This window comes from Streptomyces sp. NPDC058308 (assembly GCF_042880275.1).
Classification (GTDB): domain Bacteria; phylum Actinomycetota; class Actinomycetes; order Streptomycetales; family Streptomycetaceae; genus Streptomyces.
The window spans coordinates 180529-202173 of record NZ_JBHVZA010000015.1; the positions used below are offsets into that span (position 1 = coordinate 180529).

At 76.1% G+C, this 21645-nt stretch carries 17 protein-coding genes; 13 read left to right on the top strand and 4 right to left on the bottom strand.

The window, feature by feature from the left end; genetic code table 11:
• The first annotated feature begins 17 nt into the window (after nucleotides 1–17).
• From ACFVYL_RS21755 to ACFVYL_RS21795, 9 genes are all read left to right on the top strand, one after another.
• A complete protein-coding gene (locus ACFVYL_RS21755; RefSeq protein ID WP_389718543.1) occupies nucleotides 18–1544 on the top strand; it encodes an FAD-dependent monooxygenase in 1527 nt (508 codons plus the stop codon).
• Nucleotides 1541–2440 carry an alpha/beta hydrolase family protein gene (locus tag ACFVYL_RS21760; RefSeq protein WP_389718545.1) on the top strand — a complete coding sequence of 300 codons (900 nt, stop codon included), beginning with the start codon at nucleotides 1541–1543 and terminating at the stop codon, nucleotides 2438–2440. The genes ACFVYL_RS21755 and ACFVYL_RS21760 overlap by 4 nt, the downstream gene beginning before the upstream one ends.
• Nucleotides 2441–2517: 77 nt before the next feature.
• Nucleotides 2518–2874: an acyl carrier protein gene (locus tag ACFVYL_RS21765; RefSeq protein WP_389718547.1), complete on the top strand. Its 357-nt coding sequence runs from the start codon at nucleotides 2518–2520 to the stop codon at nucleotides 2872–2874.
• A gap of 63 nt (nucleotides 2875–2937) precedes the next feature.
• Nucleotides 2938–4491: an acyl-CoA carboxylase subunit beta gene (locus ACFVYL_RS21770; RefSeq protein ID WP_389718550.1), complete on the top strand. Its 1554-nt coding sequence runs from the start codon at nucleotides 2938–2940 to the stop codon at nucleotides 4489–4491.
• A gap of 11 nt (nucleotides 4492–4502) precedes the next feature.
• Nucleotides 4503–4784, top strand: a complete 282-nt coding sequence (locus ACFVYL_RS21775; RefSeq protein WP_389718551.1) for an acyl-CoA carboxylase epsilon subunit — start codon at nucleotides 4503–4505, stop codon at nucleotides 4782–4784.
• A gap of 87 nt (nucleotides 4785–4871) precedes the next feature.
• The gene (locus tag ACFVYL_RS21780; RefSeq protein ID WP_389718554.1) at nucleotides 4872–5357 is read left to right on the top strand and encodes a nuclear transport factor 2 family protein; all 486 of its coding nucleotides are present in this window, start codon (nucleotides 4872–4874) and stop codon (nucleotides 5355–5357) included.
• 90 nt (nucleotides 5358–5447) lie between these two features.
• Nucleotides 5448–6161 (top strand): TetR/AcrR family transcriptional regulator, encoded by a 714-nt coding sequence (locus ACFVYL_RS21785; RefSeq protein WP_389718557.1) that lies wholly within the window; start codon nucleotides 5448–5450, stop codon nucleotides 6159–6161.
• On the top strand, nucleotides 6158–6685 hold the full coding sequence (locus ACFVYL_RS21790) for an anthrone oxygenase family protein (RefSeq protein WP_389718559.1): 528 nt from the start codon (nucleotides 6158–6160) through the stop codon (nucleotides 6683–6685). The genes ACFVYL_RS21785 and ACFVYL_RS21790 overlap by 4 nt, the downstream gene beginning before the upstream one ends.
• Nucleotides 6686–6841: 156 nt before the next feature.
• Complete coding sequence (locus ACFVYL_RS21795; RefSeq protein WP_389718561.1) at nucleotides 6842–7144, top strand: DUF1330 domain-containing protein; 303 nt, start codon at nucleotides 6842–6844, stop codon at nucleotides 7142–7144.
• Between the two features lie 41 nt (nucleotides 7145–7185).
• Here ACFVYL_RS21795 and ACFVYL_RS21800 read toward each other — a convergent pair whose 3' ends face one another.
• The 3 genes from ACFVYL_RS21800 to ACFVYL_RS21810 form a co-directional block, all read right to left on the bottom strand.
• The gene (locus ACFVYL_RS21800; RefSeq protein WP_389718563.1) at nucleotides 7186–8778 is read right to left on the bottom strand and encodes an AMP-binding protein; all 1593 of its coding nucleotides are present in this window, start codon (nucleotides 8776–8778) and stop codon (nucleotides 7186–7188) included.
• Entirely contained in the window at nucleotides 8778–11120 is a 2343-nt protein-coding gene (locus ACFVYL_RS21805; RefSeq protein ID WP_389718566.1) for an ATP-binding protein, read from the bottom strand. Before ACFVYL_RS21805 ends, ACFVYL_RS21800 begins: the two co-directional genes overlap by 1 nt.
• 165 nt (nucleotides 11121–11285) lie before the next feature.
• Complete coding sequence (locus ACFVYL_RS21810) at nucleotides 11286–11681, bottom strand: acyl carrier protein (RefSeq protein WP_389718569.1); 396 nt, start codon at nucleotides 11679–11681, stop codon at nucleotides 11286–11288.
• 250 nt (nucleotides 11682–11931) lie between these two features.
• Between ACFVYL_RS21810 and ACFVYL_RS21815 the strand changes: the two genes are divergently transcribed.
• The 3 genes from ACFVYL_RS21815 to ACFVYL_RS21825 all read left to right on the top strand — a co-directional run bounded on the left by ACFVYL_RS21815 (nucleotide 11932) and on the right by ACFVYL_RS21825 (nucleotide 16334).
• Nucleotides 11932–12960, top strand: coding sequence for an AIR synthase-related protein (locus tag ACFVYL_RS21815; protein WP_389718571.1), 1029 nt, complete (start codon nucleotides 11932–11934; stop codon nucleotides 12958–12960).
• Nucleotides 12961–14177: 1217 nt separating this feature from the next.
• Nucleotides 14178–15221, top strand: a complete 1044-nt coding sequence (locus tag ACFVYL_RS21820) for a LuxR C-terminal-related transcriptional regulator (RefSeq protein WP_389718574.1) — start codon at nucleotides 14178–14180, stop codon at nucleotides 15219–15221.
• Between the two features lie 129 nt (nucleotides 15222–15350).
• On the top strand, nucleotides 15351–16334 hold the full coding sequence (locus ACFVYL_RS21825) for an AfsA-related hotdog domain-containing protein (protein WP_389718576.1): 984 nt from the start codon (nucleotides 15351–15353) through the stop codon (nucleotides 16332–16334).
• 36 nt (nucleotides 16335–16370) lie between these two features.
• On the opposite strand, the gene ACFVYL_RS21830 is transcribed toward ACFVYL_RS21825, so the two are convergent.
• Nucleotides 16371–18233 carry a methoxymalonyl-ACP biosynthesis protein FkbH gene (locus tag ACFVYL_RS21830; RefSeq protein ID WP_389718579.1) on the bottom strand — a complete coding sequence of 621 codons (1863 nt, stop codon included), beginning with the start codon at nucleotides 18231–18233 and terminating at the stop codon, nucleotides 16371–16373.
• Between the two features lie 766 nt (nucleotides 18234–18999).
• On the opposite strand from ACFVYL_RS21830, the gene ACFVYL_RS21835 reads away from it, so the two are divergent.
• On the top strand, nucleotides 19000–21633 hold the full coding sequence (locus ACFVYL_RS21835) for a BTAD domain-containing putative transcriptional regulator (RefSeq protein ID WP_389718581.1): 2634 nt from the start codon (nucleotides 19000–19002) through the stop codon (nucleotides 21631–21633).
• Nucleotides 21634–21645 lie beyond the last annotated feature (12 nt).

The window sequence follows — 21645 nt, forward strand, 5'->3', positions numbered from 1 at the left end:
TCGAAGGAAGGTCCAGCATGGACGCGGACGTGATCGTGGTCGGGGCGGGCCCGACCGGGCTGATGCTCGCCGGAGAACTGCGCCTGGGCGGGGCGCACGTCATCGTGGTGGAACGTCTGGAGCGGCCCACCGGGCAGTCCCGCGGGCTGGGTTTCACCGCCCGCGCCATGGAGGTGTTCGACCAGCGGGGTCTGCTGGCGCACTTCGAGGGCCTTGAGGTGGCGCCGCTGGGTCACTTCGGCGGGGTGCAGTTCGACTACACCGTGCTGCCGGACGCCCATTTCGGGGCGCGCGGCATCCCCCAGTCGCGCACCGAGGACGTCCTGGAGCGGTGGGTGATCTCCCTGGGGGCGGATCTGCGGCGCGGCTGGGAGTTTCTGGAGCTGCAGGAGCACGAGGACCGGGTGGAGATCGCGGTCGCCACGCCGCGGGGGGTGCAGCGGCTGAGCGCCCCGTATCTGGTGGGCTGCGGCGGCGGCAGCAGTGCGGTGCGCCGGGCCGCGGGGTTCTCCTTCCCGGGCACGGACGCGACGCGCACCATGTATCTGGCCGATGTCGCCGGGTGCGGGCTGCGGCCGCGTTTTCTGGGCGAGCGCCTGGAGCACGGCATGGTGATGGCCGCGCCGCTGGGCGAGGGCGTGGACCGCATCATCGTGGTGCCGGACCGGGCGCCGGACCAGGAGCGCGAGCGCAGCGTGTCCTTCGCCGAGGTGGCCGGCGCGTGGCGGCGGATCACCGGGGAGGACATCAGCAACGGCACGGCCCACTGGGTCAGTTCGTTCACCGATGCGACGCGGCAGGTCACCGAGTACCGGCGCGGGCGCGTCCTGCTGGCCGGGGACGCCGCGCACATCCATCTCCCGGCCGGCGGGCAGGGGCTGAGCACCGGCGTGCAGGACGCCGCCAACCTGGGCTGGAAGCTGGCCGCCCAGAGCCGGGGCAGCGCGCCGCGGGGGCTGCTGGACTCCTACCACGCCGAGCGGCACGCGGCCGGTGCGCGGCTGCTGATGAACACCCAGGCGCAGGGCATGCTGTTCGTCGGCGGGCCCGAGATGGACCCGCTGCGCGCCCTGTTCGGGGAGCTCATCCAGTACGACGACGTCAAGCGTCATCTGGCCGGGCTGGTCAGCGGGGTCGACATCCGCTACGACACGATGGCCGGCGGCCACCGGCTGCTGGGGCGCCGTATCCCGCCGCGCGTGCTGGCGGGCGAGTCGGGGCCGACCAGCACGATGGAGCTGCTGCATCCGGCGCGCGGGGTGCTGCTCGACCTGGCCGGGGACGCGGCGGTGTGTGCGGCCGCCGGGCCGTGGGCCGGGCAGGTGGTCACCGCGCGGGTGCGCACCGAGGTGCCGGGGGCGCTGGCGGACGCGGCGGCGCTGCTGGTGCGCCCGGACGGCTATGTGGCCTGGGTGGCCGAGCAGGCCCAGGATCCCCAGTCGCCCAAGGGGCTGCGGGCGGCGCTGCACCGCTGGTTCGGCGCGCCGCCCGCGGCCGCGGGCCCCGCCCGGGAGCGCGCGGCGGACACCGCGCGGGTGCGGTGAGCGGGCCGGCCCGCTCACCGGGCGTGCGGGGCATCACCCTGGACGCCGGCGGCCTGGCGCTGTCCGCCCTGCTCGGCCCGGCGGCCGGGGGCGCGCCCCGGGCCACCGTCCTGGCCCTGCACGGCGGCGGCATGAGCGCCGCCTACTTCGACGGGCAGGCGCACCCCGGCCAGTCCCTGTTCGATGTGGGGATGCGCCTTGGCTATCAGGTGCTGGCCGTGGACCGGCCCGGCTACGGCGCGTCGGCGCAGCACCTGCCCCGGGGCCAGACGCTGGCCGCTCAGGCGGCCACCCTGCGCGCCGCGCTGGCCCGGTTCGCCGCCGGGCACGAGGTGGGGGCGGGCGTGTTCGTGCTGGCCCACTCCTACGGCGGGAAGCTGGCGTTGACGTGCGCGGCCGGCGCGCCGCTGCCGGCGGGTCTGCTGGGTCTGGACGTCTCCGGCTGCGGGCACCGTTTCGCGGTGCCCGCGGACCGGCTGCCCTCGGCCGCCGGGCCCGGGCACTGGCGGCACAACTGGGGTGCGCTGCGCCTGTATCCGCCCGATACCTTCCGTGCCTGCGCGGACATGGTCACCACCATGCCCGAGCTGGAGCGGGCCGAGGCGGCGCGCTGGCCCGCCTCCTTCGCGCGCCTTGCCGCGCGGGTGCGGGTGCCCACCCGGCTCACGTTCGCCGAGCACGAGGCGTGGTGGCGGCACGACGAGGAGGCCCTGGCCGAGCTGCGCGAGCGGCTCGCGTCCGTGGAGCACCTGGTGGTGGACCGCCAGCCCGAGGCGGGCCACAACATCAGCCTGGGCTGGTCGGCCCGCACCTACCATCTGCGGGCCCTGGCCTTCTTCGAGGAGTGCCTGGCCCGCCGTGCGGCGGCGCCCGCGCGCCGGCAGGCGGCCGCCTGAGTCCGGTCCCGGCCCCGCCGTCCTCATGTTCTTGCCCGCACAGTCCTGTGCCCTCTCGAGATGGAAGCGATACGACCATGGCCCTGTCCAACTCCTCTGTGCTGTTCGCCTGGCCCACCGACGGGTCCGTGCTGCGCGCCATGGACACCGGCGTGCGGGCCCGGACCCTGCAGACCTGGCTGTGCCGGGAGCTGGGGCACGCCCTGGGGGTGCCCCCGGCCCACCGCGTCAGGCCCGACCGGCCGCTGCGCGCCTTGGGCGTGGACTCGCTGCTCGCGCTGCACCTCAAGCGGCAGCTGGAGGCGGCCCTGCACATCCGGCTCGTGGCGCACGACCTGCTGCGCGAGGCCACCCTCGCGCAGCTGGCGGGGCTGCTCGCCGAGCTGGTGGCGCAGCCGCGGGCGGCGGCCGTGGCGGGCGGCGCGCCGCGATGAGGCCCGCGGGAGCAGGACATCGGCCCGTCTGAGCAATCGGCCCGCCCGGGGAGGAGCGAAGCGATGGACAGTCCACACAACGCCGTCGAGCAGCTGAGGGAGATCAAGGAGCGGGTGCGGGAGGGCCCGGATTCGGCGGCCACCGAGCGTCAGCACGCCAAGGGCAAGCTGACCGCGCGCGAGCGGATCGACCTGCTGCTGGACAAGGGGAGTTTCCAGGAGGTCGAGGCGCTGCGCCGGCACCGGGCCACCGGCTTCGGCCTGGAGCTGAAAAGGCCCTACACCGACGGTGTGATCACCGGGTGGGGCACGGTGGAGGGCCGCACCGTCTTCGTCTACGCGCACGACTTCCGCATCTTCGGCGGCGCCCTCGGCGAGGCGCACGCCACGAAGATCCACAAGATCATGGACATGGCGCTGGCGGCCGGGGCGCCGCTGGTCTCCCTCAACGACGGGGCGGGCGCCCGCATCCAGGAGGGCGTCTCGGCGCTGGCCGGCTACGGCGGGATCTTCCAGCGCAACACCAAGGCCTCCGGCGTCATCCCGCAGATCAGCGTGATGCTCGGCCCGTGCGCGGGCGGTGCGGCCTACTCCCCGGCGCTGACCGACTTCGTGTTCATGGTCCGCGAGACCTCGCAGATGTTCATCACCGGACCCGACGTCGTCAAGGCCGTCACCGGCGAGGAGATCACCCACAACGGGCTGGGCGGCGCCGACACCCACGCCGGCACCTCCGGGGTGTGCCACTTCGCCTACGACGACGAGGAGACCTGCATCGGCGAGGTCCGCTACCTGCTCTCCATGCTGCCCTCCAACAACCGCGAACTGCCCCCGCGCGCCCGCGGCGAGGACCCCACCGACCGGCTGTGCCCGGCCCTGCTGGACGTGGTGCCGGCCGACGGCAACCGCTCGTACAACATCCGCGAGGTGATCGAGGAGATCGTCGACGACGGCGAGTACCTGGAGGTGCACGCCGCCTGGGCGCCCAACCTGGTGTGTGCGCTGGCCCGCCTCGACGGCGCCACGGTGGGCATCCTGGCCAACCAGCCCGCCGCGATGGCCGGGGTGCTGGACATCCGGGCCAGCGAGAAGGGCGCCCGCTTCGTGCAGTTCTGCGACGCCTTCAACATCCCGCTGGTCACCCTGGTGGACGTGCCCGGCTTCCTGCCCGGCGTCGACCAGGAGCACGAGGGCATCATCCGGCGCGGCGCGAAACTGCTTTACGCGTACTGCAACGCCACCGTGCCGCGGATCTCGGTGGTGCTGCGCAAGGCCTACGGCGGCGCCTACATCGTCATGGACTCCCGTTCCATCGGCGCCGACATCGCGCTGGCCTGGCCCACCAACGAGATCGCCGTGATGGGCGCCGAGGGCGCCGCCAACGTCGTCTTCCGCCGCGAGATCAACGCGGCCGACGACCCCGAGGCGATGCGCGCGCAGAAGATCGAGGAGTACAAGCGCGAGCTCGTCCACCCCTACTACGCCGCCGAACGCGGCCTGGTCGACGACGTCATCGACCCCGCCGCCACCCGTGCGGCCCTGATCAACGCCCTGTCCATGCTCGAGGCCAAGGACGCGGGCCTGCCCCGCCGCAAGCACGGCAACCCGCCGCAGTGAGGACGTACGCAGTGACATCAACCGCAGCGACACCGACCGCAGCGACATCAACCGCAGGGACACCGCCCCGGGGCGGTGCCCCCGCCCTGCCCGCGCCGCTGGTGCGCATCGAGCGGGGCGATCCCACCCCCGAGGAACTCGCCGCGCTGCTCGCGGTGCTGCAGCTGCGCCTGGCCGCGCAGGGGGACGAGCGGGCGCAGGCGCGGTGGGTCCCGGCCCGCTGGTACCGGCCCCAGCCCACCCCCTTCGAGCCGCGTGCCTGGCGCAGCAGTTCCTTCCGGCGGGCCGCCTGAGATCTGCCCTTCCCACCCCCTGGATCACCGGGGTACCCCCCTGTCCGGCGTTCACGGGCCTCGCGCCCGCCGGAGAAAGGAACGACCATGTCCCTGCTGGAGGACGACGCCACCGTGGCGGCGCTGCGCGATGAGCTGCGACTGCTCAACGACCGTCTGGAGGTGGCCCAGTTGTGTGACCGCTACGTCATGCACCTGGACAGGGACCGCTCCCACGACGCCTGGCTGGACTCGGTGTTCACCGACGACGTGCAGCTGACCTTCCCCTTCGGTGAGTTCAAGGGCATCGAGGGTCTTGCGGGCTTCCAGGAGATGGCGCGCACGACGTTCGCCCGCACCCATCACCTGTGCGCCAACCACGTCGTGGAGGTGGACGGGGACAGCGCGCGGGTGCGCTCGCACCTGATGGCCGTGCACGTCAGGGACAGCGACGAGCCGGCCGGGCACTTCGACATCGGCGGGCATCTGGAGGCGGAGACGGTGCGCACCGCACGCGGCTGGCGCATCCGCCGCTTCGTGTTCGACCTGGTGTGGCAGTCCGGGCAGGAGCCGCAGGCCAAGACGGGCGGCTGACCAGCGCTGCAGAGAGCGGCGGTGCGGCCCGGTGCCGCACCGCCGGGCACCGGCCGGCCGGCCGGTGCCCGTACGCGGAAGGGTGAGTGAATGTCCACTACGGCACACGGTTACCCCACCCGCGCCCGTCTCCTGGACGCCGCGGAGCAGCTGCTGCGCGAGCGGGGGCTGGCCGGGGCCACCACCAAGGCCATCGCCGCCGACGCGCAGTGCTCCGAGGCCGCCCTCTACCGGCACTTCACCGGCAAGGTGGACCTGCTCGGCGCGCTGCTGCGCGAGCGGCTGCCGGCCGCCGGGGCGCTGCTCTCCCTGCCGGTGCGCGAGGAGGACGCCGAGGCGTGCTGTGTGCGTCTGGTGCGCCAACTGGTGTGGTTCTACGAGCAGTCCATGCCGCTGATCGGCGCGCTGTTCGCCGACCACGCGCTGCTGGCCGGCCTGCGCCCGCTGCCGTACGGGACCGCCGCGGCCCCCGACGAGCTGCTGGAGGCGGTGGCGCGCCACCTGCGGGCGCTGCGTGAGCGCGGCCGGATCCGCGCCGATGCGGATGTGGGGGCGGCCGCCGCGCTGCTGCTCGGGGTCTGCTTCCAGCGCGCCACGCTCACGCACGTGGCCCCGGGTGGATGGCCGTGGTCCACCGAGGAGTTCACCGCCGCGGTGGGCCGTGCCGTCGCGGCCTCGCTGGCCGTGCGTCCCGCGCGCGCGGGCGAGGCCGCCGCGGCGGGCACGGGCCTGCCGCGCCGGACACGGCACGAGACCGACGCCGATCACGCCGCACACGCCGCCCCTTGCAAGGAGTTGGAATGAAACACAGCCCCCTGGCCACTGTCTCGCGCTTCGCGAGCCTGATCTTCCTGGGGATCTTCACCGGGTTCCTCGTGGCCGTCCTCGTCCTGGAGACCTCGCTGCGCGACTACGACGCCACGGTGTACGCGCAGGTCCGCCAGGTCGAGCTGGACGCGCTGGACACCCTGGCCTCCGCCACCTTGATCCCGGCGATCCTGACCACCGTCCTGCTGATCGTCACGCTGCGGCGCTCCCGCGACCGGCAGCTGTGGCTGCCGGTGGCGGCGCTCGCCCTGATGCTGGTGGTGCTGGTGGTGACGCTGACCATCAACCTGCCGATCAACGGTGACCAGAACGACTGGAACGTGGCGGCGCCGCCCTCCGACTGGGCGGACGTGCGCGACGAGTGGCAGGGCGCGCACGTGGTGCGGGTCGTCGCGGCCCTCGGCGCGTTCGCCCTGCTGATCGTCGCCGCCCTGACCCGCACGGCGGCCTCCGCGCTGCCCCGGCACACCTCCGAACCCCTCTCCGCCGGCCGCCGGTAACCACCCGGCCGCACCCGGCCGAAGTCCCTTCGCACCCTTTCGGGAGCGGGGGGACTTCTTCATGCCCGCGGCCCGTGCGCCGCACCACCCAAGCACCCGCAAGACCCGCGCGGTCCGCGCGGTCCGCGCAGTCGCACCCCAGAGAGGACACCGCAGATGACCGCGTACGTCATAGCCGAGGCCCAACTGACCGGAGACCCGCAGGAGGTGGCGGCCTACAGCGCGCAGCTCGTCTCCACCCTGGAGCCGCACGGCGGCCGCTACCTGGTGCGCGGTGTGCCCAGCCAGGTCCTGGAGGGCGAGAGCCAGGCCTTCACCGGGGTGATCGAGTTCCCCAGTACCGAGGCCGCCCGGCGCTGGTACCACTCGCCCGGCTACCAGGCGATCGCGCCGCTGCGGGTGCGCAACACCCGGGGCCGGATCCTCGTCTTCGACGGGGTGCCGGCCGAACAGCCCTGAGAGCCTGTCTTTGAACCCGGCCGGGGGCAGAACCTGGGCGCTCAGGCCGAGCGGGTCGGGCGGCGGGCGGCCAGGGCCCCCTGCAGGCGCCGGCGGTGCAGCTCGCCGCTCTCGGCGCGGGGCAGGCCGCCCATGAGTTCCAGGCGGGCGGGCAGGTGCGCGGGCGGCACGCCCTGGCCAAGGAGGTGATCGCGCAGTTCGAGCAGGGTGGGCGGGTCCCCGTCGGGGACCACGGCGGCACAGGCCAGTTCGCCGTGCTGGGGGTCGGTGCAGGCCACGACGGCGGCCTCGGCGACCCGGGGGTGGGCAAGGAGGCGTGCCTCGATCTCGGTGACCGGGACCAGGAAGAGGCCGCCGACCTCCTCGGTGCGCAGCCGCGGCTGGCCGGTCTCGTCCAGGTCCACCGGGTCGCCGGGGCCGGTGTGCCCCTGCGGCCCCCAGGTGGGGCTGGGCCGGCCGCTCTCGCGCCGCCACACCGCCGTCGGTGAGGACGGCCCGGGCCGGAGCTGCGGCCGGGGCCGGGGCTGGGCTCGCAGCGGTGCCCCCAGGAGGTGGTGGACCTGCTGGGCCAGGGCGGCGGGGGTGCCGGCGGGATCGGAGGTGAGGGCCAGGCTCAGTGCGGCCCGCGGGCGCGGGCGGCGGTGCTGGGCGGCGGCGAGTTCGGCCCACTGGGCGGGGGTGGCGTAGGCCTGGCGTACGTCGGCGGCGGCCATCAGGTCCAGGGCGCTCTCGGGGTCGAAGAGGTCCTGGAGCACGACGGTGGAGCCGCGGGTGAGCGGGCCGAGCACCGCGTGCAGCAGGGAGGGCAGGGTGGCCAGGGGCAGGGCGGAGAAGCTGGCGCCGCCCGGCTCGGGGGCCGGTGGCAGGCCGGCGTGCAGGGAGTTGGGGGTGTGCAGGGCCATGCTGTGTGCGGCGTGCAGGCCCAGCGAGGTGACGGCCAGGCAGATCCGGTCGGGCAGGCCGGGGGGCAGGGCCAGGCCCGCGGCGGGCCGGTGGCGTTCGTGCGCGGTGCGCAGGAAGTGGTGGGCGAAGTCGACGGCGCCGGTGTCCGCCGTGTCGCCGAGCACGACCCGGTGGCGCAGCCAGGGCAGGCCGGGGGCGAGGCCGGCGAGGATCTGGGCGGGTGCGACGCCTTCCCACTGGTCGGGCACGACGCACAGCCGGGGCTGGGCGGCGCCCAGGACGGCGGCCAGGTCGTGGGCGCCGTATCCGGGCATGACGGGGACGGCCACGGCGCCGATGCGCAGGCAGGCGAGGAAGAGGGCGCAGGTCTCCCAGCGGTTGGGCAGCTGGAAGGCGACCGGGTCCGCGGGGCGTACGCCCAGGGCGTCCAGGGCGAGGGCGAACCGGTCGGTGCAGGCGGCGAGTTGGGCGTAGGTCAGGCGGGTGAGGCGGCTCTGGGCGGGGCGGTGGGCGTGGTGGGAGACGATCGCGGTGCGGTGCGGGTGGCGGGCCGCGCCGCGGTAGAGGTCGTGCAGCACGGTCTCGGTGCGCCACCGGCCCTGCTGCTGGAAGAGGCGGGTGACCTCGGCGGGCGGGCGCAGCGCGCCGAGCAGGGGGGCGAGGGGGGCGGGGGCCGGCGGGTGGCGGCGGGCGGCGGGCGGGGTCGGGGGGGTGCGCTGGGCGGCCGCCATCACTGCCTCCTGCCGACGGCCCAGGCGACCTGGACCCGTGAGTTGCAGCCCAGTTTGCGCATCACGTGGCGGACGTGGTTGACCACGGTCCACTCGGCGATGTCCAGCTGGTGGGCGATCTGGCGGTTGGTCATGCCGTCGGCGACGAGGAGGGCGACTTGCAGCTGGCGCGGGGTCAGGGCGCCGGCCTCGCTGCGCTCTTCGGCGCGGCCGGGTTCGGCGACGGCCAGTGCCTCGGCGGCCATCGCCGCCGGGCGCAGCCGCAGGCCCTCCGCCCAGGCGGAGGCGAAGACCGTGCGGCCCAGCTGGCGGCGGAGTTCGGCGGCGGCGCCCGGCAGCTGGTCGCGGTCCGCGCCGTCGCTGCCCGCTCCGGTGCGGGCGCGCAGGGCCTGGGCGGCGGCGAGCAGGCGGGCGGCGCGCTGGGGCTGGCCCGCGGTGCGCAGCAGCAGCAGCGCGAAGGTGTCCAGGACGGCGGGCAGTTCGGTGCGCTCGTCGATCGAGTCGTACAGGCTGATGCTCTCGCGCAGCGCGGCGCGGGCGGCGCTCTCGTCGCCCGCGTGCAGGCAGAGCCGGGCGGTGACGCGGAGGGTGCGGGCCAGGTCGCGGATGGCGCCGTTCTGGCGCTGGATGCGTTCGGCCCGCTCCAGCAGGGCGCGGGCCGGGGTGCTCTCGCCGCCGGCGAGCAGGACTTCGGCCAGGGCGGTGGCGGCCTCGGCGGATCCGGCGGTGTCGCCCTGCACGTTGAGGGTGGTGCGGGCGGCCGACAGCAGGGACTGGCCCGCGGCCCGGTCGCCGCAGCGGAAGAGGGCGTAGCCGCGGCGGGCGGCGGCCAGGGCGCCGGCGCCCGGGTCGCGCAGCCGCTTGTAGGCCTCGACGGCGCGGCGCTGTCGGTGGGCGGCGCCGTCGTAATCGCCCAGGGCCGCGGCGAGGACGCCGGCGCCGGTGCTCAGGCGGGCGCGGGCGCGCAGCCGTTCCTCGTCCTCCTCCCCCTCCTCGTCGTGCAGGGCCCGTTCGGTGGAGTCGAACCAGCGCAGGCCTTGGGTGAGTTCGCCGCGGATGAGCCAGGGGCAGAGGCAGGCGGTGACCAGGGCGGCCCGTTCCAGCAGGGCGGCTGGGCGCTCGCGCTCAAGCCGGCCGCCGCGGGGGTGCGCGGCGCCTGTGCGGTGCGGGGCCCGCTGGTCGTGGGCGTCGGTGAGGTGGTGCAAGGCGGCCAGCACGTTGTCGTGTTCGGCGGCCGCGGCCCGCAGCCAGCGCTGCTGCTCCGAGCCGTGGAAGCGGTCCTCCAGGGTGTGCAGCAGCTTCTGGTAGAAGCGGGCGTGGGCCTGGCGGGCCGCGCCGGCCTGGCCGGGGCCGGCGGCGTCCAGCAGGGCCAGGCCGTAGGCGCGCAGGGTGCGCGACATGGTCAGCCGGCTGTCGGTGTGCGGATTCTCCTCCAGGGTGAGCAGGTTGCGGTCCAACAGGGCCTCCAGGGCCACGGCCGTCTCGCCCGCGCCCAGCGGCGAGACCTTCTCGGCGGTGGCCAGGGTGAGGCCGCCCTGGAACAGGGCGAGGCGGGCGAGCAGCAGGCGCTGGTCCTGGCTCAGGCCGCGGCAGCTCCAGTCGGCGATCGCCAGGGTGGAGCGCTGGCGCGGCGGTACGTCCACGGGTCCGGGCAGATGGCTGTCGCCGCCGCGCCGCAGCCAGGCCCGCAGTTCCTGCGGCGGGTACAGGCGCAGGCGGCGGGCGGCCAGTTCCAGGACGAGCGGGACGCCTTCGAGGAGGTTGCAGATGTCGACGACGGCCTCGACGTTCTCCGCCGTGAGCGCGAACTGGGGGTTCGCCTCGTGGGCGCAGCAGATGAAGAGCCGCACCGCGGGGTTGTCCTGGACGTCGGCGACGTCGGGCTCCAGGAGCGGTCCCGGTGTCGGCAGCGGCGGTACGGGCACGACCCGTTCGCCGTACAGGCGCAGGACCTCCTGGCCGGTGGCAAGGACGGTGAGCGCGGGCGTGGCGGCGAGGTGGCCGGCGAGGGCGGGGGCCAGGCCGCCCGCGAGGTGTTCGACGCCGTCCAGCAGGAGCAGGGTGGGGGCGGTGGCGCCGCGCACGATCTGGGCGATGCGGGCGAGCGCCGTCTCCAGGTCGGGGCAGGCGGGCAGGTCCAGGGGGTGGATGCCGCCGGGGAACAGCTCGGCGACCCCGCGGGCGGCCTCGGCGGCCAGCCGGCTCTTGCCCACGCCGCCGGTCCCGGTCAGGGTGATCAGGCGGGCGGCCGGGTCCTGGAGTCTGCCCTGGACGGCGACCAGGTCCAGTTCCCGGCCCACCAGTTCGGCCGTCGGCTGTAACGTCTGCAGATCCGTCGACATGTTCCCCCTCATGACTGAACGGCACCGCGCCGGGCCACGCTCGAACCCCCCACGGCGTGCGCCCGGAAGCTACGGACTGTGACTTAAGGCGCCCTGAAGCCGCCGCCCCCGCGCTGCCCGTACCGGGTGGGCGCCGCTCCCGCCGCGCTCCCCCAAGTACGCGGTTCAGCACGCATCTTGCGGTCCTGCCCCGTGCTCGGGGGCCGGCTCGCCCGCCCGCCGGGCCACGGGCCTGACCGCGGTGCCCGGCGGCTGCCCGCCCGGGTGCCGTGACTGTCCGTGGACGGGGCGGGCTCCGGCGCGGCACGGGGCGAGATGGGCGACGATGCCGGTGACCGTGGGGTGGTCCCAGACCAGGGTCGGGTCGACGATCAGGTTCTTCTCCTCCTCCAGGTCGCCGCAGAGGCTGAGCGCCCACACCGAGTCCATGCCGTAGGCGGCGAGCGGGGTGTCGTGGTCGATGGAGTTCTCCGGACGGGCCAGATAGATCGCGAGGCGGGCGGTGAGCCACCCGCGCAGTTCGGTGGCGTACGCCGTCTGCCCGGAGATACGGGTCGTCATGGCCAGGCTCCTCGGACGGGCTGCCGGTCGGGGGTCCCGACAGAGTCGGCAGCGGAACTAAAGCGCCACTTGTGGTGACGGGGCGGGGCGGTGGGCCGGGGGCGCAGCACCCCTGCCGCTGCCCGGCGTCGGCGGATCGCGCCGTCCCACCCCGGGATGCCCCGGCGGGCCCCCTGTCCGGGGCGGGGGCACCCCACCGGTGGGGGCCGCTTGCGTGTCGCGGTGGATCGATACCCGTAGGAGTAGGGGGGTGAGCCTTGTGACTTCGAGCTCGGCCCCTGCCGCGGCGTCCCTCGGGACGGCGCAGGTGGGGCTCGCGGACGACGGTGAGGGCGGGGCGGGCAGCCTGCGCTGGTTCCTGCGCGATGCGCTGGGGGACGTGTGCGGGCCGTGTCCGGGGCTGGGGGGCGGTGTGCCGGTGCTGCGGGCGGGGGCGCATGTCGTTGATCCGCCGTTCTACGGTGACGGTGACATCGGCCATGCCGCGGTGTGCGCCACCGTCAACGAGCTGGCGGCGGCCGGCGCGGTGCCGCTGGGGCTGGCGCTGTCGGCGGTCGTGGAGGCGGGGCTTGCGCTGGAGCGGGTGCGGCAGGTGGCCCGCTCCGTGCGCGCGGCGGCACAGGCGGCCGGTGTGGTCGTCGTGGATGTCGATGCGCGGGTGGTGCGGGCGGGCGAGGCCGACCAGATCTATCTGCACACCACGGGGATCGGCCTGCTCCGCTCCCCCGCGCCCGTGGCGCGGGCCCGGGCGGGCGACCGGCTCGTGGTCAGTGCCCCGCTCGGCGGGTTCGGCGCCCATGTCCTGTCGGTGCGGGCCCGGTTGGGCCACGAGAGCGTGATCTCGGGCGGGTGCGTGCCGCTGACCGGGCTGCTCGGCCGGGTGCGGGAGGCCGTGCCGGCGGGGGCGGTGCGGGCGGTGCGGGCGGTGGGCCGCGGCGGGCTCGCGGCGGTGCTGCGGGCGTACGCGGACGAGACGGGCCTGGGGCTGCGGGTGCGGGAGGCGGCGCTGCCGGTGCAGTACGAGGCGCGGGTCGCCCTGGACATGCTGGAGGTCGACCCCCTGGAGGCGGCGACCACCAGCTGTGTGTGCGTGGTGGTCGCCGCCGAGGCCGTCGACGCCCTGCTGGCGGTGGTGCGCGCCCATCCGTGCGGGCAAGAGGCCGCTGTGGTCGGTGAGGTGGTGGGGCCGGGCGCCGACCCGGTCGTCCTGGTGCCCGGTGACGGCCGGCCCGCGGCGCCGGCCGCCGCCGCGCGGTCGGCGCCCGCCCGGCTGGCCTGACCGGACGGGCGGGGGTGCCCAGCAGCCGGGCGCTGCGGGGGTGGTCGGCGCGGTGGCGCCGTGCGGGGCGGCCGCGTGTTCCGGCCACCCCGCCAGAGCGGCGGGCCGCCGATGTGGCGTGGTGGCGCGGGCCGTTCACGGGGCGCGGCGCCGGTGGAGGGGTGGGCCGTTGGCCCGTCCGGGCCAGGTTCATGGGCCCGGCCCGCGGGGGCCGCTCGCCCGCCCGCGCCGGCCGGTCCGCCCCGGTGCGGGCGGGCGTGGGCGCCGCCGGCCGGGTGTCTCGCGCGCACCGTGCACGAAACGGGTCGCCCGCGCCCGGCGCGGGCCGCGGGGCCGGGGCGGCGGGCCAGGGGGGGGCAGGCGCTGGTCATGCCGGACGCGGCGCGGTATCCGTTATTCCGCTGTCCGGCCGGGACGGGACGCTATGCGGAATGCTTTCCGCCGGACTCGTACGGGAAATCCCGGCGGGTGTCCGCTATCGGGGCCCGGGGGGCCGCAAGCGGACGTCAATTGATCACGCCGCAGCGCCGAATACCCGAGAAGAACACCTTATTCCGGTGGGCGGATTACCGGCCCCGGCGGCAAGGCCCGTACCCCGCCGCGCATTCACGCCGGGGCCCCGCATCATGCACTTGAGAACCAGTGGATTCTGGCTAGATTCCTTCTGGCGCGGGCCGCGGAAGAGATGCGGAAGAGATAAGGTCCCCGGCCCGGCCCGGGGCCCGCTCCCGCGTCCCGGGCGCGCGGGCGGGCAGGCGCGAACCGGCCACCGCGGTCGGCAGCCGGAGCGGGCGCATCCGCAAAGAGGCAGGCCACCGCGGACTCCGGTGGCCTGCCCATTCAACTTTCCGTCACCTCAGCCCGGCGTCATCCCCAGCCGTCGTCCTCGGGCCCCAAGCCGTGCGGCGCCTCCTGCGACGCCGCCACGGCGGTGACGGTGCCACCGGACGCACGGCCGGCCTGCGCGGCCCCCGCCGCCGGTGCCCCCAATACGCCGATGGCAACGGGCGTCCCAACAACCTCTCTCCGCATGCCGGAAATCCTCATGACTATCCCCCAGTCGGTGTTGAGTTGTGCGCCGCCAGTCTGCCCACCCGGACTAATCTCGGCTAAGAGACGGCCAGTGGCGTAAAGTTGCATGGCAACTAATTCTCTTTCCGTCGGGGGCGGTTGCAGCGATGTCTGAAAGTTCCCCATCTGACCCCTGTTTTCATGAATTGGATGAACAGGCCATCGCGGCCTACCGCGCCGCCGTCCGGGCGGGCAAGTACGCGCCCCGGGCCATCGCGGCCGCCCTCGGGCTGACCCCGCAGGAGGCGGCGCGCATCGCCCGTACGCTGCTGGACCTGCGGCTGCTGCACCCGGTGCCCGGGGACCGGGAGACCCTGGCGCCGGCGAGCCCGGACTCCGCGGCCGCGGATCTGGTCGGCCCCGCCGAACAGCGGATCAGGGAGCTGCAGCAGTCGGTCTCCAGCACGCGCAACAGCCTGCTGTCGCTGCTGCCGGTGTACTTCGAAAGCCGTAGAAGCCGCAATCGCATGGAGGCCTTCGACGTCATCACCAACATCAGCGTCCTGGAGGTCATGATCGAGGACTTCGGGGCGCGCTGCCAGAGCCAGGCCCTGACCGTCCAGCCCGGCGGCCCCCGCCCCCCGCACCTGCTGGAGGGCGCCCGCCGGCGCACCCTGGAGCGCCTCGCGCGCGGTATCCGGGTCGAGCATCTCTACCAGCACACCGTGCGCAACGACCCGGCATCCACCGCCTACATACGCGAGGTGACCGCGGCCGGCGCGGAGGTGCGCACCACCGACCAGCTGATCGACCGGATGATCATCTACGACCGGGAGATCGTGTTCCTGCCCGAGCAGGGCGAGCTGGACCGGCGCCCGGGCGCCATCGTCGTACGCGAGCCGACCCTGGTGGCCTTCCTGTGCAAGCTCTACGACCAGCAGTGGGCCCAGGGCACGGTCTTCGAGCCGGACGCGGAGGACGGCACCGCGATCACCGACGACGTGCAGCGCTCCATCATCAAGCTGATGGCGCAGGGCTACAAGGACGAGATGGTCGCCCGCCGCCTGGGCATGTCGGTGCGCACCTGCCGGCGCCACATCGCCGAGATCATGGAGGACCTGGACGCCACCAGCCGCTTCCAGGCCGGGGTGAACGTGGCGCTGTCGGGGGCGCTGGACGAGGCCGTCGGCCGCGCGCCCCGCGGCGAGGCGCAGCGGGCCGCGGCGGGAGCGGGAGAGGGGGAGACTTGATGCCGTACAGCTTGCTGCCAGCTGATCTTCCTGGCTCTGCCCGGCGCCCCGGGGCGACGCTGTCGCCGGGGCACGGGCGCCGCACGGGCCGGCCGGCGCGGCGCCGCGGGACGCGGAGGGGGTGAGCGCGTGGGCGGCGACGAAGGTCTGCCGGTGGGCGCACCGGCGCCGCGCGGCGGCACGCTGCGGCTGGTGCACCGGCTCCGGTCGTGGGAGCCGGTGGGGCCTGCCGGGCTGGCCGACGGCGAGGCGGAGTTCGTCCTGACCGGCGAATTGCCGCACGCCCACCCGGTGTTCGGCGACGGCCCGCACCGCTTCCACGATCTGCAGGCGGGCGCCGAAATGGTCCGGGAGATCGGCGAGTTCCTCGGCCAGAGCCACTTCGGGGTGCCGGCCAACCGCACCGGCATCTTCTACCGCTTCACCGTCGCCGCCCCCGACATCTCCGCCTGGCGCGCGCACGGGGCGGGTCCGGCGCTGCTGACCACACTGCTGCGGGTGCGCCCGGACAAGGTCATCGACGGGGTGCCGCGCGCCCTGGAGTTCCGTACCGAGCTGCAGATCGACGACGTGCCCTGCGGCGCGGGCACCGCCAACGTCGTGTTCCTGCCGCCCGTGGTCCACCGCAACCACCAGGTGCTCAGCCGGGCCGCGGTGCGGGCCGCGCCGCCGCGGGCGGCGGGCTCCCGGCAGCCGGTGGACCCCGCCGAGGTGGGGCGCACCGCGCCGGGCAACGTCCTGGTGCACGGCCCGGCCGGGCCCGCCCACGGCCGGCTGTCGGTGGAGGTGGCCGTCCCGGCCGGCTGGCCCCTGGCGCCGGTCACCGAGCACGGCCATGTGCCCGCGGCCCTGCAGCTGGAGGCGCTGCGCCAGACGGCGCTGCTCGGGGTGGGGCGGGCGCACCGGTTCGCCCCCGAGCGCTGCGCCCTGTCCTCGCTGGAGGTGCACTTCCGCGGCTATGTGGAGCCCGGGGCGGCGCTGCGGTGCGCGGCGGTGGCCGGACGGTGCGGCCAGGACGCCCAGGGCCGCCGCCAGGTACCGGTCACCCTGACCCTGGCGCAGGCGGGGCGGGCCGTCCTGGAGGCGGTCGCCACGGTCACCGAGGACTTCTGACAACGGGCGCGGGGGCGGGGGGTCAAAGACAGGCTCTCAGCCGGTCCGGCCGGTGGGCCCCGGAGTACGTTCGGGGGGCGGTCCCTGCCCGTCGTCCAGGCGCAGGTCGAGGGTGAGGTGCGCGGGGGGCGGGGGCAACTCGCCCAGGTCGTGGGTGAACCACTGCTCGCCGCGGGCCACCGCCGCGGCGGTGGGCGGGCGGCGGGCGCGAAAGCCCAGGCCGGGATAGAGGGCGCCGGCCTGCCCGTTGACGGCCGTGGCCCGGTAGCAGGCGTGCACGGCGGGCAGCCCGCGGCGGGCCGCGGCGTCCAGGAGCGCCACGACGATGCCCTCCTCGATGCCGCGGGCCAGGACCCGGCAGCTGAGCAGGAACGTCTCCAGGTGGAGTCCGTCGGCCGCCCGGCGGGTGACGAGCGCGCCCGCCAGGCGGTCCTGGCCGAACCGGTCGCGGACGCGGACGGCGAGCGTCTGGTGGGCGGGGCTGGCGGCCAGTTCCGTCAGCCGGCGTTCGCTCAGCCGCCGGCCGGTGAGGTTGAACGGGTCGGTGTGCAGGGAGAGCCGGGCCAGGCGGGCGTAGTCGTGCGCGGGTGCGGTGGCCAGGGTGACCCGGACGGTGAGGCCGTGCGCGGACTCCTCGTAGGAGCATCTGCGCCGTTCGGCCGCACGGCGTTCGACGGCGCGGCGCGAGGGGGTGCGCCGCGCGCTCTCGCCCGGGCGGCGGGCGGGCTGCTCCCGCTCGCGCATCGCCGGCGGCGAAGCGGTGAACCAGCTGTCCTGCAGCAGCCGCTCGGCGTGCAGCGCCGGGTCGCCGCCCAGCGGCAGGACGGTGACGCCGGGCAGGACGGTACGGGCCAGGGCGCGCCCCCGCTCGCCGGCGCCGGCCAGCACCAGGTCGCCGACGCCGACGCCCAGCCGCTCGGCGATCCCCCGCACGCCGGCGGGCCCGTCCGGGCCGAGTCCGGAGCCGGGGGCGGCCAGGAGCACGCCCTGGGCGGCCAGTTGGCGCAGCAGCGCCTGCAGCACACCCCCGGGGTCCTCGCCTCCCGGGGGGTCGTCGAGGTCGAGGACCAGGCACTTCTTGGTCAGGCCGCGGCGCGCGCGCAGCAGGTGGCCGGCCTCGCGGGCGTAGGCGGCGAGCAGCGCGTCGGTGAAGGGCGCGGTGGTGCGGGCGTTGCGGGCCGGGCCCGTCTCGGCGATGAGCGGGTCCAGGTCCACGGCGGCGACCTGGGGGCAGGCGGTGGCCAGGCGCAGCAGTCCGGCGTTGAAGTCGCGCCAGATCGCCGACAGTTGGGTGCGCCGGTTCTCGTCGAGGAGCTGGTGGGTGTGGCGGCGCAGCAGGGGCAGCGTGTTCAGGACGAGGGTGCCGTGCTCGCGCTCCGCGTGGGCGCCGGCCATGGCCTGCAGCCGGGCGGCCAGCCGGGTGCAGGCCAGTTCGGCGTCGGTGACGTCCCAGGGCGCGGCCAGCTCGTCGAAGACGGCCCCCGCATCCAGCAGACACAGCGTCAGATCGGGCCGTGCATGGGCGAGTTGGCAGCCGGGGTCGGCCAGGTCGCGCCAGTAGGCGGCCCGGTCGCCGGTGACCAGGCGCAGCAGCATGCCGTGCCGGGCGAGTTCGGCGGTGAGCGGGTGGGCGAGCCGGGCCGTGGCGGCGGGCCCGGTGAGCGCGATCGTGGCCAGCGGGACGGCCGGATGCCGGGCGAGGACCTCGCCCGGCTCCACGGCCGCCAGGATCTCACCGCAGGCCAGCAGCTCCTCCGGGCCCCCGGCACGGTCGCGGCCGGCGGCCTCGGCGGCCTCGGCGAGCAGCGGCACCACCGCGGGCCAGTCGGCGGCCAGCCGCCCGTCTTGGTGCAGGGCGCGCAGCCGTTGCGCGGGCGAGGGCCGCGGCGGTGTGTTCATGGGCCGGTGTCTCCTTCGGTGATCTCCTCAGCCCCTGGCCGCGGGCGGGGTGCGGGCGCGGGCGCCGCGGCGGGCGGGGCGAGAGGGAAATGCGGCGCGGCGGGCAGGGCGCGGGGGATGTACGGCGCGGCGGGCGGGGCGTGGGGGCGTGGGGCCGTGCGTCGGCCGCCGCGTCCGGGTGCGGCGGCGGGTGCCCGCCGGAGGCGTTTTCCCGGTGCGGGGTGCGGGCCGCCTGGGCCGGGGTGCGCGCTACGCGCGGCGCGATGCCGGACGCAGGACCCCGCCCGCCGGCGCGCCGCCCCCGCAGGCGGAGGGCCGTCGCGGCGGCTGCGGTGGACAACATCGGCTCCCTCGGGGCGCGTGGGGGTGACGGCGCCGGCAGGGGGCATGCGGTGCCGACGCTCGCACCCTGCCCAGTACGGCTAAAGCGCGGCTTGTGGTGGTTCTGTGTGCGCGCTGTGCCGCCAAGGCCGCGCGCCCGCTCCCCCGCCCGCCGCCCCGCCGTCCGGCCTCCGGGACGTCGGGACTCCCCGGGACTCCGGGACTCCGGGACTCCGGGACTCCGGGACTCCGGGACTCCGGGACTCCGGGCGGTCGCTCGGGGCAGGGGGCTGTGCCGGGGCGGGCAGGGGCGGGGGCGTCCGATGTCAGGGGGTGCGGGCCCTCTAGCGTGGGTCATCGCCGTACGCCCGGGAACCGGCAACGCGTGCCGCCGGGCCGGGCGTCCTGCGCTGAGCGAGGGGCGGGGGCCGGAGTGCGATTTCGGGTGCTGGGACCACTGGAGGTGCGCGCCGCGGGCGACGGGCAGCAGGTGACGCCGCGTGCGGCCAAGCTCCGCAGCGTGCTGGCGACCCTTCTCGTGCGGTCCAACGAGGTGGTCTCGGTGGACACGCTCGTCGATGAGCTGTGGGGCGAGGAGCCGCCGCGCACCGCGATGACCACCCTGCAGGTCTACATCTCGCAGCTGCGCAAGCTGCTGCTGCGCGTGGCGCCGGAGTTCGGCCGGCAGGCGCTGCTGACCCGGGCCCCGGGCTATCTGCTGCAGGTGGACCCCGCCCAGCTGGACCTGGTCGTCTTCCAGGAGCTGCACGAGCGCGGGCGCGAGGCGCTGGACCGGGGCGAGCACGCGGCCGCCGCCGAGCTGCAGCGCCGGGCGCTGGCGCTGTGGCGCGGGCCGCTGCTGCCCGACACCGCGCACGGGAGCCTGCTGGCCACCGTGGCCGTGCGCCTGGACGAGGTGCGCATCGCCGCGCTGGAACAGCGGATGCGGGCGGAGCTGCAGCTGGGCCACCACAAGGAGCTGGTGGGTGAACTGCAGGCGCTGGCAGCGGAGTTGCCGCTGCACGAGGAGTTCCACGCCCACCTCATGGTGGCCCTGTACCGGTCCGGGCGGCAGGCGGAGGCGTTAGGTGTGTTCAGCGGCCTGCGTCGCACCCTGGTCGAGGAGCTGGCCATCGAGCCGGGGCTGCGGCTGCAGCGCCTGCAGCACCGCATCCTGAGCGGCGACCGGAGCCTGCTGCGCCCCGGCCCCCCGGGCCGCTCCAGCACCGCGGCGGGCCCGGCCCGCACCGCGGCCGCCAGCGCTGCCGGGCGCCTGGCGGAGGGGCCCGCCGTGGCCGTCGGGCAGCTGCCCGCCGCCGATTCCCGCTTCACCGGGCGGGCGGCGGAACTGGCAGAGATCACCGCGTGGCTGGACCGGGCTCCCGGCGGCGGCTGCCTGCAGATCACCGGGCCCGCCGGGGCGGGCAAGACCGCGCTGGCCGTGGCCGCCGCCCACGGGGCCGGTGCGGCCTTCCCCGACGGGCGGGTGCTGGTGCGGCTGCGCGGCGGCGACGGCCGGCCGCTGGATCCCACCCAGGTGCTGGTCCAGCTGCTGGGCGCCTGCGGCGCGCCCGGTCCCGCGCCCCGCTCGGGCGAGGAACTGCGCGAGCGGCTGCGGGAGTTGACGCAGGGCCGGCGGATGCTCCTGGTCCTGGACGACGTCGCCGAGGCCGCCCAGCTGCGGGCGCTGCTGCCGCTCGTGGGCCGGTGCGCGGTCCTGGTCACCTGCCGGCCCGCGCTGGGCGGTCTTGAGGGCCCCGCCCTGGCGCTGGACGCGCTCGCCCCGCAGGACGCCCGCCGGCTGCTGGCCGCCGCCCGCCCGCCCGGCGACGTCCCGGGCCCCGGGCCCGTATCGGCCGATGACGGGGCCGGCAGGGACGAACTGGCCGAGCTGTGCGGCCGCTTCCCCGGCCCGCTGCGCGCCCTGGCCGCCCACCTCGCCGCCCACCCCCACCAGTCCCCCGCCCACCTGGCAGCCCTGCTGCGCCCGGAGAGCACCCGCCTGCGGGAACTGCGCGCGCTGGACGAGGCCTGCCACCGGCAGCTGAGCGGGGTCTACGACGCGGCGCCCGAGGCCGACCTGCGCGCGGCCCGCCTGCTGAGCCTGCTGCCCGCCGGGCCGTTCACCGGCGAGGCGGCCGCCACCGCGCTGGGCATCCGGCCCGAGGCCGCCGCGCACGCCCTGAACTCCCTGGTGTCCGCAGGCCTGCTGGGCCCCTGCCCGGACGGCGGCGGCTACCTCTTCCCCGTCCTGACGCGGCTGCTCGCCGCTGAGCGGCGCACCGCCGAGGGGCCAACCGCGGCCGTGCGCGCGGCGCTGGCCCGCCTGTGCGCGGCCGCCGGCCGGTCCCTGGCCGCGCAGCACACCGCCCGCGGCGAACACCTGCCCCCGCTGGACTGGTTCGCCCGCCGCCGCGACGCGCTGGTCACCCTGGCCGGCCAGGCCCACGCGGCGGGCCTGTGGGCCCAGACCGTCCAGCTGGCCGACGCCATGAGCGCCTTTCTGGAGATCTCGGCCGCCTGGGAGGCCTGGCAGCACACCCACACCCTGGCCCTGGACGCCGCAGGCCGGCTCGGCGACCGCACGGCGACGGTACGGATGCTGCGCTCGCTGGGCGATCTGGCCTGGCAGCGCCACCGCCCGGCGGCCGCCCACGACTTCTACCAGCGCGCCCTGCGGGCCGGCGAGGGCGGTGAGGGCACCCCCGAGCGCGGGCGCGTCCTTGCGGGCCTGGCCGACCTCCACCTGGAGGCCGGCGCCGCGGGCGCCGCCGCCCGCCTGGTCCTGCCCACCCTGCAAGAAGCCCCCGAGGACACCCGCGGCTGCTACGAAGCCCGCCGCGTCCTGGCCCTGCACGCGCTGCAGACCACCGGCAGCGCCGCGGCCCGCCCCCACTTCCAGCAGTGCCTGACGCTCGCGGGCGTGCTGGGCGACCGCCACCTGGAGGCCTACGCCCGGCGCTGGCTGGAGCGGCTGCGCGAGGACGGCGCCGGCCACCTGGTCTGGGCCGAGATCCGCCCGGGCATCTGGTGCGGGCGCACCACGCCCCGCACCGCGGCGCCGGCCGCCCGCGCGTGAACGGGCGCGGCG

What these genes read in the sequence shown, in the direction of transcription:
- ACFVYL_RS21755 (WP_389718543.1), top strand. Translation starts at nt 18, where the DNA reads ATGGACGCGGACGTGATCGTGGTCGGGGCGGGCCCGACCGGGCTGATG.
- ACFVYL_RS21765 (WP_389718547.1), top strand. Translation starts at nt 2,518, where the DNA reads ATGGCCCTGTCCAACTCCTCTGTGCTGTTCGCCTGGCCCACCGACGGG.
- ACFVYL_RS21770 (WP_389718550.1), top strand. Translation starts at nt 2,938, where the DNA reads ATGGACAGTCCACACAACGCCGTCGAGCAGCTGAGGGAGATCAAGGAG.
- ACFVYL_RS21780 (WP_389718554.1), top strand. Translation starts at nt 4,872, where the DNA reads ATGTCCCTGCTGGAGGACGACGCCACCGTGGCGGCGCTGCGCGATGAG.
- ACFVYL_RS21785 (WP_389718557.1), top strand. Translation starts at nt 5,448, where the DNA reads ATGTCCACTACGGCACACGGTTACCCCACCCGCGCCCGTCTCCTGGAC.
- ACFVYL_RS21790 (WP_389718559.1), top strand. Translation starts at nt 6,158, where the DNA reads ATGAAACACAGCCCCCTGGCCACTGTCTCGCGCTTCGCGAGCCTGATC.
- ACFVYL_RS21795 (WP_389718561.1), top strand. Translation starts at nt 6,842, where the DNA reads ATGACCGCGTACGTCATAGCCGAGGCCCAACTGACCGGAGACCCGCAG.
- ACFVYL_RS21800 (WP_389718563.1), bottom strand. Translation starts at nt 8,778, where the DNA reads ATGGCGGCCGCCCAGCGCACCCCCCCGACCCCGCCCGCCGCCCGCCGC.
- ACFVYL_RS21805 (WP_389718566.1), bottom strand. Translation starts at nt 11,120, where the DNA reads ATGTCGACGGATCTGCAGACGTTACAGCCGACGGCCGAACTGGTGGGC.
- ACFVYL_RS21810 (WP_389718569.1), bottom strand. Translation starts at nt 11,681, where the DNA reads ATGACGACCCGTATCTCCGGGCAGACGGCGTACGCCACCGAACTGCGC.
- ACFVYL_RS21830 (WP_389718579.1), bottom strand. Translation starts at nt 18,233, where the DNA reads ATGAACACACCGCCGCGGCCCTCGCCCGCGCAACGGCTGCGCGCCCTG.